This window comes from Kosakonia sp. LAM2021 (assembly GCF_016620385.1).
Lineage (GTDB): Bacteria > Pseudomonadota > Gammaproteobacteria > Enterobacterales > Enterobacteriaceae > Kosakonia > Kosakonia sacchari.
The window spans coordinates 1299462-1312873 of sequence record NZ_JAENHT010000001.1 but is presented as its reverse complement, the minus strand read 5'-3'; the positions used below and the strand labels follow the sequence as shown (position 1 = coordinate 1312873).

Genomic DNA, 13412 nt, shown 5'->3' with positions numbered 1-13412 from the left:
CACCATGCTATAGTGCTGCTCCCGGTCGCGGAAAACAGGACATAGCATGGTGTTTCTCAGAGCAGCACTGATCTTCATCCTTTCGGCAGCAGCCCATGGTGCCGAACGCCTCTCTCCTCCCGCCGGGTTTATGCAACCGCCGGAACACAAAACAGCAAAAGCGGTTAACTGCCCCACTGCACCCGCCCCTTTTACTGGCGTGCTGGATTTTCAAAGCAAGTATGAAGGCTCCGACAGCGCGCGTGCCACGCTCAATCCTGAAGCCGACGCCGCTTTTCGCCAGCAAACAAAAACGATTACCGATATGGAACGCTTTGTCAGCCGCCAGGTTACCGCCTGGGCGCAAAACGGGAACCCGTCGAATGTCGCCTGCGTGGTCAACGCCCTGGCGGGCTGGGCCAGCGCGGGTGCGTTAACTGGCGATGCGAAGAACCATACCGGCAGATCCATGCGTAAATGGGCGCTGGCCACCTTCTCTTCTGCCTGGCTGCAGTTGCAATATTCGCCTTTGCATCCGCTGCGCGCTTATCCGGCTCAGCAGGCTAATATTGAGCGCTGGCTTAGCACACTTGGCGATTTAACGGTTAGCGAGTGGCATGATTTACCGTTGAATAAAGTCAACAACCACAGCTACTGGGCAGCCTGGGCCATTATGGCAACTGCGGTCGTCACGCAGCGGCGCGATCTCTTTACCGACGCGCTGGATATTTACCACACGGCGATGCAGCAAATTGATCAGGCAGGTTTTTTACCCAACGAACTGCGCCGTCGTCAGCGTGCGTTCTCTTACCACAATTACGCTATCCAGCCGCTGGTGATGATTGCGCTGTTTGCCCGTGCGAACGGTGTCGATCCAGAAGCGGAAAATCACGACGCGCTGCGGCGTCTGGGGGAACAAGTTATTGGCGGATTAACCGATGCGCAGCCGTTTGCGCAAAAAACGGGCGTTACGCAGGATGTGTCGTTTTTACAGCACCCGACCAATCTGGCGTGGCTTGAAGGCTGGTGCCAGCTTTATACGTGTGATGATGCGCTGCGCCAGCGTTTAGCGCCCCTGCGTCCGCTGCAAAACACCCGTCTGGGCGGTGATCTCAGCCATCTGATGACCGCCACCGCCCGACAGGAATAAATGAAGTTAACCGGCGTTTCCGGCTATCGCCAGATAGTCCGTATAGAGCTGTGGCGCACCGGAAAACGACGCGAGCGTGCGCCATTCGTCATACATGCGTTCCGTATCCTGATGCGCGGCAACAAAGGCCAATGATTTTTCCGTGGAGACATCCAGCCCCGGATGAAAGGCGTTCAGCGACGCCAGACTTTCAATTTCCAGCATCACCGCATATTGATCGAGACGATTACCGCCCTGACCTTTCAGCATGTGGAATTTCCAGCCGGGGTAATCTTCGACGCGGTGGATATTATCAGTAATGAATTTTTCGAAGGTCTGCGGTAGCACGCCCGCGCGCAACGCGAGATTGTGGAAACCGACAACGCGCGCCACCGTTTCTTGCCCTGATTTGGACTGGTAGTTTGGCCCTTCCGGCAGGGAGCTGTTTGTATTTTCCGCCACCAGGGAGTAAGTGGTGAAAATGGTCGGCAGTTCGGCAAACGTCGCAAAGGTTTTCCATTCAGCAATCAGTGCCAGCGCCTGCGGGTGTTGCTGCCAGAAACGCTGCGCTTCGGCGGTCTGCTCGCCACTGGCTGTCACAAAGCGGGCGTACTGCTGCGCATCCGGCGCTTCGTACAGCATCAGATATTCGTTTTCTCGCTCACCGCGTAAACCTTTCAGCAACGTCCAGCGCCAGCCCGGATACGCCGGGATCTGCACACCGCGCTCGCGGGCGAATTGCTCAAAATCTCCCGCTGTTACCCCTTTTTTCAGGTTGAGGCCAATGTAGTGCACACTAAAAACTGCATGAGATGGATTATTCATAAAGACTCCTTTCTTCGTACCGTTGAGATAACACGGACACGTCCGCGAATTAATGGATGATTTTGCGCGCCAGCAGGCTAACCAGCAGCAGAAGCACAATGCCGGCGCTGAACACCGCGCTCAGGTTGAAGTGTTGGGCCATGGCACCAATCAGCGCCGGGCCGCTCAACAACCCCGCATAGCCAAATAACGTAACGACGGGCAGCGCGAAGTGCGACGGCACACCGGGCTGATTCCCCGCGCCAGAGAAAAGCACCGGCACAATGTTCGCCAGCCCCGCGCCAACCAGCGCAAATCCGGCAAGAGAGAGCATGGCGCTATGCAGCGAAACCATCACCAGCAACCCCGCTGCGGCACACACTCCACCAAAGAGCAGCACGCGCACGTCGCCATACATGTTGATAACGCGATCGCCGTATATCCGTCCCAGCGCGACGGCAATGGAATAGAGCGTAAAACCCAGGCCCGCCTGCTGCGCGGGCATCTGCCGTTCGCTATGCAGGAAAACGGCGGACCAGTCCAGCATCGCGCCTTCGATCAGAAAGATAAAAAAACAGACGATGGCGATGAAAAGCACCTGCGGATGCGCCAGTGTTCGCAGCAGGCTTCCTTTCTCGCCGGTTTGTTGCGGGCGTCTGGCTAATAAATGGCTGGATGAAGCCAGCGCGATAGCCAGAATCAGCAGCGCAATCAGTAAAATGGCGTGTCGCGGCGCCACGTCTGCCCACAACAACAGGCTGATGCTTCCGGCACCCGCGATGCAACCCAGACTATAAAAGCTATGAAACCCGGCCATTCTTGCCTGTCCGGATTCACGCTCAACCACCACCGCCTGGCTGTTCATCGACACATCGAGCAGGCCATTTGCCGCGCCGAAAAAGAGCAGAACCCCGCCCATCACGACGGGGGAATCGATAAACAACATGAAGGACAGATCGAGACACAACACCAGGGCGCAGCAGAGGATCACGGCCCGACAGCCAAAGCGGCTGATTAAACTGCCGCTGAACGGCATCGCCAGCATTGAGCCCGCGGCAATACAAAACAGCAGCAAACCCAGCGCGCCATCATTAACGTGCAGCGTGGCTTTCACCAGCGGGATCAGCGGTGCCCAAGCCGAGACCGCCAGACCAGCGATAAAAAATATCGCCCGCGTCGCATGCTGTGCGCCGGTATTTGTTGCCGGGTAAATATTGGTCATTGGCTACACTCCCTGCTCATCCCCGCAACCCTGACTTTCGGCCACGGCCAGATAATCGGTGTAGATCTGCGGCGAGCCCGAAAAAGACGCGAGCTGTTTCCACTCCTCATACATCTGCTTGGTGTCCCGATGCGCTTTAGCGAAAACAGCCGCCTGATCGGTGGCGATATCTGGTTCTGGATAGAAAACATCAAGCGCCGCAAGGCTTGCGATCTCCATCATCACTACATATTGATCCAGCCGGTTGCCGCGCTCGCCTTTCAGTAAACGGAATTTCCAGTCCGGGTAATCTTCAATACGCTGGTAATTTTCAGCGATAAAGGTTTCGAAGGTGGCGGCCTCAACATCCGCGCGTAGCGCCAGGTTATGGATGCCAATCACCCTGGCTTCCGGTTCCTCGCCCGGCCGCTCGCGATAGCGAGGTCCATCCATTACGGTGCTTTTTTTGTTCTCCGCCAGCAGCCGATAATCGGTGTAGATCGTCGGTAACGCGCTGAATGTTCCCAGCTGTTGCCATTCGCGTAGCAATTGCTGTGCGTGCGGGCGATCGCGCCAGAATTGACGCGCCAGCTCGGTGAGGTTACCGTCTGCGCGCAGGTAACGATCGCGCATGTCGGCGTTTTCGATTTCATACAGCATCAGAAATTGCCCGGCGCGTTCTCCTCGCAGGCCGCGCAGCAACGTCCAGCGCCAGCCGGGATAACAGGGGATCTGGCACCCTTTCTCGCGAACAAACTGCTCAAATTGCGCATTGGTGACACCGGCTTCGGTGTCGATTGCGATGTAATACAGGCTAAAAACCGGTGCGGATGCGTCAGTGTGTTTCATGTACAAGCTCCATGGTGAATTGGGTATTAATGATTGCTTCCACTAACGTGACGCCGTTTGGCGTGAGCCTGACGTCATCGCCATTGACGGTGATGAGCGCTTTTTGCCTTAACGTCTCTAACGTGCGGTGAATCACCGGGTTGTTGAAAAAACTGCGACCATCGAAGCGCTGGCGGAATTCGTTATCGCTGACCGGGCGCAGGGTGGAAAGCGCCATTTTGAAAGCATTAACTTCGCGCTGGAGCGGTGAAAAACCCTGCTGCGATTCAATCGGTAAGCGCCCTTCTTCCAGCGCCTGGGAGTAGCGTTTGTAATCCGTAATGTTGATAGCCTCCGACTGCGTACATTTCGAACTGCCGCCAAGGCCAATCGCCACTTCCGGATACTGTTTATCAAGGTCAGTAATCAGCCCTTTCCATTTCTCCGCAGGTTGTGTGCGCCGATGGAAATACATGGTGGGATGCTCAATGTAATCATCGGCGAAGTAGCGCTCGATCAGTTCACGCATCTGGTACTGCTTACCCAACCCCGGAAAGACGCTGTTGGCCCCTTTTTTCTGCCATAAGCTCTGGCGCTGCCCCGATACCCCGGTGCGCTGCTTCATAAATTCCGCCATATGAAGCTTTGTGCAGACGACATGAGAAAGCGCCAGTTCGCGGCACTTCTCCATATCAAATTTCACGTCATCGATACTTTGTCCTGGCAGGCCGTAGATCAGATCCACGCTTATCCAGTCGAAACCAACTTCGCGGGCGTTGGCTATCGTCTCTTCACAGGTTTCCGCGCTATGTTTACGTCCGCAGGCCTCGATAAGCTGGTTATTGAACGACTGGACGCCAAAACTGATTTTGCTGAAACCCAGCGTTTTGAGCAGTTGCAGATAGGCTTTTGTCAGCGTTGCGGGTTCCCCTTCAAAACGCAGCGTGGCGGCAGAAAAATTGAAATTTTGCTGGTAAAACGCAATCAGACGGCGGAGTTCCGCTTCCGGCAGCAACGACGGTGTGCCGCCGAAAACGTTAAATTCACCCACTTCAGCGTGGGCAAGTGCCGGCACGTTTTGCAGCCACAATTTCGCTTCCTGTATGTTCTGATCCACGACCCGGTGAAAAACGGCCCGCGAGGGGGCGCTCTGCGGGTTAATGATAATGGTCGGGAACTGGCAGAAATGGCAGCGGTAGCGGCACGTGGGAATCGACGCCCAGAGATGGATCTGTGCTGCCTGTTTAATGTCGTGTTCCATCTCGCGGAAAAAGGCGTCCTGTGGATAGTCTTTGATGTCGCCCGGAAACACATGGCAGCCAAAAGGATCCCGGTAGACATACTCCAGTAAGGTGTGATTTTCCGGTGCCGTCAGAAAATCGTACACGCGCGGCACCGGGTAGTGCGGGTCGAGATCGTTCAACGAATCCAGAAGAGAGCTGTTCATCAGAAGACTCCCCCGTTGGCAAAGTAGTTATGCGCCATGCCGGACTCGCGATCCTCACAGAAATACCAGACGAAACGCTGGAAATCATGCTCCTGAACCTCGTCAAAACAGGCTGGCAGCGGCGGTGGAAAACCAATGTCTTCGCCCATTGCGCGGCGCATGGCGCTGAAAATCTCGTCGCGAAACTCGAAATAGAGCCGGTAAGCGGGCGTTTTATAAGCATGGATGGGAGTGAAATCGATAATGCGCGTTTCGTGTTTGATGGCCTCAATGCGCCGGAACAGACGGTCGGCCACCACCGGACCGAAGAAGTCACGCACGGCATCGCTATCTAATAGCAGGTGTGGGTTGAGAAGCACTGGCAGCACAATGTTTTTCGGCACGTAATCTTTGATCGAGTAGTGCCAGGCCTGCAATGACTGTTCCGCTGTCGTGTCGCTCAGCGAGGTTTGCTGCCCCCCTTCCGGGCGGACATCTTTCATGATGATGATGCCATCCTGCCCGTAGGCGACACCGGTTATCACTTCCTGCAGAATGGTGTCCACGCGGCGGCTGTTGATTTCAACGTGGGAATCACGTGCGTAGACAGGTTTTCCGCCTGCGGCGATGACGCGAATACCGAAATCCCAGTCATCGGAAAGATGCTCGACAAACCGACCATTATTGAGCTGGTAAAAGATCTCAATGCCGCCAACGTTATCGTACATTGTGCGTTCAACGGCAAAACCTTTGCCATCCGGGAAGCCGCCAAACAGCGAGAATGAGACATCACGGCAGCGCAGCGTTTTCTGGATCTCGGCAAACAGGTTTGGGCGCAGACGGAAGTCGTTTTCGTTGTAGTAGTAATTACAGGTGCCTAAGTCTCCTTCTTCCTCGATCATTTTTGCAATCAGCGTATGCAGCCACCAGCTGTCCACGGTGCAGTCCGCATCGGCCGAAACGATATAGTGCTTTCGGTTTATGCCAAGGCGCTTATCACGCGCTTTTGAACGCAGCGATGCGTAGTCCATTCCGCATTTTCGCGCGGAGGAGACACCCTGCGTGGTTTCCTTGATGATATGAATATCCATTGCCGGATTGAGTCGGTGAAAATCATGTATTTGCGCCACTGAATCGTCGGTGGAATTATTATCCACCACGATCAGCTCCCAGTTATCATGCGTCAGCATGTTATTACGCGTTTTTTGATTAAGTAACGACATAAGTACAGCGTTAATTCTGTCTCTCTCGTTATAAACGGGTAAAACAATCGAAACATAAACATTGTTACGCATATATACTCTCCCTGAGTAATAATTAAGACTCAATGCTCTTACTGCTAAGTATTTTCTTACCAATAAGAAAGTTTTGATAAGCCATTTCTGACATTAATGGTTTGTTAGTGATGAGTTTATAAACACTAAGAATAAACTCATCGTCCGGTAAATCATCTTTCTCGGCCGAGATGTCCATAATTGGCGCAAAGAAACCATATTGCCCATAGACCTCGTCATAATATTCGTAACGTGTCGAAATGTAACATCGCCGGTGACTAATCGCTTCACCAATTGGATTGCCATAACTGTCATAATCCCACGACGTTAGAAAAGAGACGATGTCGCACGAGTAATATAAATCTTCAATGGTGTAGGTGTTCATGCCTGGTGGCATATAACCGTGCTGCAACCAGCCAATAAAGTGTATAAACGGTTCAGCCTGTAATTTCCTTGCTAAATCAACCAGTGATTGATAACACTCTGGCGCCTCATGGGGATCGCCTGCGACAACCAGAAATACGCGCTGCTCAAGTCCGTGTTGTTGAAAGAGTTGGTTAAGCCTTGAAACCAGGTAAATATCACGGTCAAGCCGTTTTTGCGGGATAAGACGTGTGGTCCGGGCAATCAATATATCATTACAGCCAATACCAAGACTGCGCCTCATGTCACTATGACTTCGCGCGTCTGTAAAGTTATAAGCATTCTTTTTAACTTTAATTTCAACAGCATAATTGCACCACTCTTCAAGTTTTTCTTTCAAATCCTCATTAAGCGTAAAGTACGTGATATACCGAGATTTTATCGGTTTAATGGCGTAAGGGTATGGATAGGCACCATACTTCATCACCGTTTTTTCGCTATTCCACATTAAATCATGGTCACGCCAGGTAACGAACTGCTCTAAATCATAGCGTTTACCATATGCGTCAATCGCAATGTATAGAGCTTTTGTATAGATAATATTTTCCGGAAGCGTTCCGCTTTCGACGAAAACAGTACCGATATTGAGTTGCTCCCATTGCCGCACGATTTTTTTTGCCAGTTGGTACGCTGTTTTATCAATAACAGAAAGGATTCTTTTACGCTCCGTTGATGAAACGGATATTTTCTGGCTAATCAATACATTATGCGAGTACTCGATAAAATGAGTGTTGTAATCAGGCAAGCTGGTAATGTCATTTATTCGCACAAGTATAAAACCACCTTTATATATAGCATTCTCCCATTCATATGGTTTATTGAATCTACCCTTATCTATCTTGATGTCGTAACCCAGATCAAGATAAGGTTTAAATCCCTTGTGTACTAACTCTTGTGCCGTTTTAAATGCTTCAACGGTGATACCAGAAAAAGCAACAGCATCAAAAGAAATAAAAATCGCTCCATTTCGGACGTCCATGGAATTACCTCTTTCTCATTGCGAAGATATTTTTAATTATTCCATTGGTGTTAAGAAAAGCATATTACAGCCAGGGATTAAAGAGGTGGGTATCGCAATATTGAAGATAATGCCATTTTTTTACTTTTCGTCACACAAAAAAGCGAAATGATGTTTCACCCTTAATATATAACGTTAATTGTTGTAACCATTAAGTAACTACGCGAAGGTGCTCAAGTCCAAGAATATTCTACTTTAATAGAGTTTGTTCGGAGTATTTTTTCGTTAACCCTATGGTGTGTAAGAATTAAATCTGTTAACGATGCTTTAGTTATTTATTGCTATAAAGCCTAAAGGTAACTTTTCTTATTGCACTTTGTGCTGGGATGTCCGAGGATAACAGCTCGGTATGTTTTTTGTACCGCGCAATGATGAGATTGAATTTCGCCCGGTCAGTCGCCGGGCTTGTCCTTGAAACATTGAACTGGATTAAGGAGTAAGCATGAAATCGAACCGTCAGGCACGTCATCTTATGGGGCTGGATTATAAAGTGTCGAACACCCGCAAAGTTGTCACGAAAGACAACCAGGAAGAGACGGTGATCGCTCACCGCTCCGGGCGTCATCGCCGCGCAGGCTGATTTGTCCACCCTCACCACCCCATCCGGGGTGGTGTTTTGTCCCCCTCTCCTTGTTATTGCTAAAAATTCAATCAACGAATACCGCAATCGGGAAGTATTTGCTGAAGCGATGCTTTATACTTGCGCCCGCCGCAGTACCCGCCCGTGACGCACCCCCACGGGAGAAAGTTGAACAAGGAGCTGTAAGATGAATGCAAAGCATAATAAAAACCGATCGTTATATATCCCTTACGCTGGACCTGTGTTGCTGGAATTTCCGTTGCTGAACAAAGGCAGTGCCTTCAGCATGGAAGAACGCAGCAACTTCAACCTGCTTGGCCTGCTGCCAGAAGTGGTTGAAACCATTGAAGAACAAGCCGAACGCGCCTGGTTGCAGTATCAGGGCTTTAAAACCGACATCGATAAGCACATCTATCTGCGCAATATTCAGGACACCAATGAAACCCTCTTCTATCGGCTGGTGGAAAACCATCTCGAAGAGATGATGCCGGTGATCTACACCCCTACCGTTGGCTGGGCGTGTGAGCGTTTCTCTGATATTTACCGCCGCGCCCGCGGGGTGTTTATCTCCTGGCAGAACCGCGCAAGCATGGACGACATTCTGCAAAACGTGCCTAACCACAACATCAAAGTGATCGTGGTAACCGACGGGGAACGTATCCTCGGTCTTGGCGACCAGGGCATTGGCGGCATGGGCATTCCCATTGGTAAGCTGTCACTTTACACTTCCTGCGGCGGCATCAGCCCGGCTTACACCCTGCCCGTCGTGCTGGATGTTGGCACCAACAACCAGCAGTTGATTAACGATCCGCTCTATATGGGCTCGCGTCACCCGCGTATCACTGGCGATGATTACTACGCTTTTGTGGATGAATTTATTCAGGCGGTGAAACAGCGCTGGCCGGACGCGCTGTTGCAATTCGAAGACTTCGCGCAGAAAAATGCCATGCCGTTGCTGAACCGTTATCGCGATGAAATCTGCTGCTTTAACGATGACATCCAGGGCACGGCGGCAGTGACCGTCGGTACGCTGATTGCCGCAAGCCGTGCGGCGGGCAGCCAGCTCAGCCAGCAGAAAATCGTCTTCCTTGGCGCGGGTTCTGCTGGCTGCGGTATCGCCGAACAGATCATTGCCCAGACTCAACGTGAAGGATTGAGCGAAGCGGACGCCCGTCAGAAAGTCTACATGGTTGACCGTTTCGGCCTGCTGACCGACGAAATGCCGAATTTGCTGCCGTTCCAGAGCAAGCTGGTGCAAAAGCGCGAAAACCTGCAAAACTGGGACACCGGCACGCAGAACGAAGCCCTTTCCCTGCTTGATGTCGTGCGTAATGTGAAGCCGGATATTCTGATCGGCGTCTCCGGCCAGACCGGGCTGTTCACGGAAGAGATCATCCGCGAAATGCACAAACACTGCCCGCGCCCGATTATCATGCCGCTGTCGAACCCGACCTCGCGTGTGGAAGCAACGCCGCAGGATATCATTAGCTGGACGGATGGTATGGCGCTGGTTGCCACCGGCAGCCCGTTCTCACCGGTGCAGTGGAAAGAAAAAACCTACCCGATTGCCCAGTGCAACAACGCGTACATTTTCCCAGGCATTGGCCTCGGCGTTATCTCCAGTGGCGCATCGCGCATTACGGATGAAATGTTGATGGCGGCAAGCGAAACGCTGGCGGAATACTCCCCGCTGCTGCTGAACGGCGAAGGATTGGTACTGCCGGAGCTGAAAGACATTCAGCAAGTTTCGCGCGCCATCGCGTTTGCTGTTGGCAAAATGGCGCAACAACAAGGCCTGGCGGCAAAAACCTCGGCGGAAGCGCTGAAGCAATCCATTGATGATAACTTCTGGGAGCCGAAGTACCGCAGCTACCGCCGTACTTCTATTTAATCTCCGCACCTGGCGCCGCTGTGCGCCGGGTTTCTCCCTGCTGGTAAAATATTCATTTCCCCGCTAAACTCCTTTTCACCCATTAACTTACTGAATATAAAAAAGGAGGCTACTTATGCTGTATTGTGAATTGTTTGACTATTCACATGCCTTTGGCGATCGCGCCAGCTCAAGCGTTATCGGTATCGTGCTGCGATAACTTCGGCTTGAGCGAAGACAACAATCCCTTCCCTTGGGCTTACCAGGTTATCGTCAGCGATGTTTGACGAGGCACGCTCGTGCCTGTAACTCTTGAGTAAGCAATGAGCACATTATTATCTGCACAATCAATCCGTGTTGAAACGGCGTTTGGTCCGTTATTCTCCGATCTCTCCTTTACCCTGAAAAAAGGCGATCGCCTTGGGCTTATTGGCGACAATGGCTGTGGCAAAAGTACGCTGCTAAAAGTGCTGGACGGTTCGCTGTCCCCACTTTCCGGCAATGTGACGGTGGCGAACCAGTGCCTGCTGGCGCGCGTCGAACAGCATCTGCCCGATGCCCTGTTATCGATGACGCTGCTTGATGCGGTACTGGCGCAGCTCCCGTTGACAGAGCGCGACAGCCAGCGCTGGCGCGGCGAAGCATTATTGGCCAGCATGGGGCTGAGTCCGCAGGAAATCACCTTAACGGCCGCCACGCTGAGCGGCGGGCAACATACCCGCTTGCTGCTGGCGCGGGCGCTGATCCGCGAACCGGATCTGCTGCTCCTGGATGAGCCCGGTAACCACCTCGATCTGCCCACATTGCTGTGGCTGGAACAGTTTCTGCAAAGCTGGTCCGGCAGTTTCGTGATGGTGTCACACGACGCGGCGTTACTGGATGCGGTGACCAATGGCAGCTGGATCCTGCGTGATCATACGCTGCACTACTTCGCACTACCCTGTAGCGCGGCGCGTCAGGCGCTGGAAGCGCGCGATGAGAGCGATGCCCTGCGTCACAAAGCGGAGCAAAAGGAGATAGACCGCGTTACCGCCAGCGCCAAACGGCTGGCCACCTGGGGGCGCGTCTACGACAACGAAGATCTGGCGCGCAAAGCGAAACAGATGGAAGGCCAGGTCGAGCGCCTGAAAGAAAGCCAGACTGAGCTGACTGAGGGCAGTCAGTGGCGGCTGGCGTTGCATGGCGAGGAGCTCAGGGCTGACCGTCTGCTGGAGATGGAACAGCTCGCTGTTCCGCCTGCGCCAGGGTTACCCGACTTGTTTCAGGTGCCCATCGCGCGGCTCAAAAGCGGCGATCGGGTCGCCATTGTCGGGCGTAACGGCTGCGGGAAATCCTCGCTGCTGCGTCTTATCTGGCGGGCTTACCAGCAGGAAAGCACATCGGGGTTGCGTTTGCATCCCCGGCTAAACGCGGGTTACTACGACCAGACGCTGCATCAGTTACCGGATGACGCGACGCTGTTTGACGCATTAGAGCCGTTTGCCCCCACGCCGCAGGATCGCAAAATGGCGCTCATCAGCGCCGGTTTTGCCTGGGCGCGCCACGGGCAGCGCGTGGCGACACTGAGCGGTGGTGAGCGTTCCAGGTTGCTGTTTGTCGGTCTGTCGCTGGCGCGCTTTAACCTGCTGATGCTGGATGAGCCAACCAACCATCTGGATATGGCAGGCAAAGAGGCGCTGGCGCAAACTCTTGAACAGTTCAGCGGCGGCGTGTTGCTGGTCAGCCACGACAGAGCGCTTATCAGCAGTAGCTGTAACCGCTTCTGGCTGGTGGAAAACGGTGAGCTGAGCGAATGGCATGATGCTGAAGCGGTGTTTGAACGTCTGCGTGAAAGTGTCCGCCAGGAACAGGCAGCGCCGGAGGCGCTTAGCGTCGCCGCTGAGCCAGAGGATATTGATGCCCTTCTGGAACGGTTAATTCAGCTTGAAACCCAACTGGCAGAAGATCTGGCGCGAAAAGTGAAGCACCAGAAACCGCAGCTTCAGGCGCAGTGGCGCGAGGAGATTGCCCGCCTTCAACAGAGGTTGTAGTACCCCAGCAAACAGGCGCCGCAAGGTGCCTGTTTTTTTAACACCAGCCTGTGCCGTGAGCCAGCAACAGGCACTGGTTTATTCTCTTCGGATCGACATCGTGCAGAACCGGCAGAGATTTTTTAGTGGGTACGTCACTCAAAAGCGCAACTCATGCCAGCAGCATGCAGGCGGTTTCTTACTGCTGCGGTTTTTTCGCTTTCCAGGCCTCCCATGCCTGTTTGATTTCCTGCTTCGCGGTTGCCGCGTCGTTAAAACCGTTCAGCTCCACTTTTTTACGTCCGTCTGGCAACTGTTTGTAAACACGGAAGAATGCCTCCAGCCGTTGTTGCTCGATTTTAGGCAAATCGGTGATGTTTTTAATGTCGTCATAGGTCGGGTCGATTTTACTGTCCGGTACGGCAACAATTTTGTCGTCCGTTTCACCACCATCAATCATTTTCAGCACGCCAATCGGGCGCAGTTTAATCAGCGTTCCCGGTGCCAGCGGCGCACGAGTGTAGAAAATCACATCCAGCGGATCGCCATCTCCCGCCAGCGACTGCGTCAGCGAGCCGTAGTTCGCCGGGTAAGCCACCGGCATTGACTGGAAGCGGTCGGCCACGATAAAACCGGTTTTGGCGTCCGTTTCATACTTAATGATGCCGCCCGCCGGGATTTCCGTTACCGCGTAGAACGCTTCCGGGTTATTTTCCGGCTGCGGAAATTCAAGAATATTGTGTGCCTGAACCGAGGCAGATAAGAGAACGCTGACGGCCAGCAGTTTTTTCACCAGATGCATTGTTAGTCACTCATTTGTTTTAGAAAGCAACAAATTGGCGGGAATTGATGACAGTAGCATGACATTTTC

11 protein-coding genes are annotated in these 13412 nt (G+C 52.9%); 4 read left to right on the top strand and 7 right to left on the bottom strand.

Going from position 1 to position 13412, the window contains the following annotated elements; genetic code table 11:
- The first annotated feature begins 46 nt into the window (after positions 1–46).
- The gene (locus JKP81_RS06220; protein ID WP_200550999.1) at positions 47–1129 is read left to right on the top strand and encodes a mannuronate-specific alginate lyase; all 1083 of its coding nucleotides are present in this window, start codon (positions 47–49) and stop codon (positions 1127–1129) included.
- A gap of 6 nt (positions 1130–1135) precedes the next feature.
- On the opposite strand, the gene JKP81_RS06215 is transcribed toward JKP81_RS06220, so the two are convergent.
- From JKP81_RS06215 to JKP81_RS06190, 6 genes are all read right to left on the bottom strand, one after another.
- The gene (locus tag JKP81_RS06215) at positions 1136–1933 is read right to left on the bottom strand and encodes a hypothetical protein (RefSeq protein WP_200550998.1); all 798 of its coding nucleotides are present in this window, start codon (positions 1931–1933) and stop codon (positions 1136–1138) included.
- Between the two features lie 49 nt (positions 1934–1982).
- The gene (locus tag JKP81_RS06210; RefSeq protein ID WP_200550997.1) at positions 1983–3134 is read right to left on the bottom strand and encodes an MFS transporter; all 1152 of its coding nucleotides are present in this window, start codon (positions 3132–3134) and stop codon (positions 1983–1985) included.
- A 3-nt stretch (positions 3135–3137) separates the two neighbouring features.
- Positions 3138–3962, bottom strand: a complete 825-nt coding sequence (locus JKP81_RS06205; RefSeq protein ID WP_200550996.1) for a hypothetical protein — start codon at positions 3960–3962, stop codon at positions 3138–3140.
- Positions 3949–5388 (bottom strand): radical SAM protein, encoded by a 1440-nt coding sequence (locus JKP81_RS06200; RefSeq protein ID WP_200550995.1) that lies wholly within the window; start codon positions 5386–5388, stop codon positions 3949–3951. The genes JKP81_RS06205 and JKP81_RS06200 overlap by 14 nt, the downstream gene beginning before the upstream one ends.
- Positions 5388–6590, bottom strand: a complete 1203-nt coding sequence (locus JKP81_RS06195) for a glycosyltransferase (RefSeq protein ID WP_234455480.1) — start codon at positions 6588–6590, stop codon at positions 5388–5390. The genes JKP81_RS06200 and JKP81_RS06195 overlap by 1 nt, the downstream gene beginning before the upstream one ends.
- Before the next feature lie 94 nt (positions 6591–6684).
- Positions 6685–8043: a glycosyl transferase family 2 gene (locus JKP81_RS06190; protein ID WP_200550993.1), complete on the bottom strand. Its 1359-nt coding sequence runs from the start codon at positions 8041–8043 to the stop codon at positions 6685–6687.
- A gap of 481 nt (positions 8044–8524) precedes the next feature.
- On the opposite strand from JKP81_RS06190, the gene sra reads away from it, so the two are divergent.
- The 3 genes from sra (at position 8525) to JKP81_RS06175 (ending at position 12562) form a co-directional block, all read left to right on the top strand.
- Positions 8525–8662, top strand: a complete 138-nt coding sequence (gene sra, locus JKP81_RS06185) for a stationary-phase-induced ribosome-associated protein (protein ID WP_017456816.1) — start codon at positions 8525–8527, stop codon at positions 8660–8662.
- 187 nt (positions 8663–8849) lie between these two features.
- Positions 8850–10553: an NAD-dependent malic enzyme gene (locus JKP81_RS06180; RefSeq protein WP_200550992.1), complete on the top strand. Its 1704-nt coding sequence runs from the start codon at positions 8850–8852 to the stop codon at positions 10551–10553.
- A gap of 302 nt (positions 10554–10855) precedes the next feature.
- Positions 10856–12562 carry an ABC-F family ATP-binding cassette domain-containing protein gene (locus JKP81_RS06175; RefSeq protein WP_200550991.1) on the top strand — a complete coding sequence of 569 codons (1707 nt, stop codon included), beginning with the start codon at positions 10856–10858 and terminating at the stop codon, positions 12560–12562.
- A gap of 178 nt (positions 12563–12740) precedes the next feature.
- On the opposite strand, the gene JKP81_RS06170 is transcribed toward JKP81_RS06175, so the two are convergent.
- A complete protein-coding gene (locus tag JKP81_RS06170; RefSeq protein ID WP_200550990.1) occupies positions 12741–13343 on the bottom strand; it encodes an inorganic diphosphatase in 603 nt (200 codons plus the stop codon).
- Between the last annotated feature and the right edge of the window lie 69 nt (positions 13344–13412).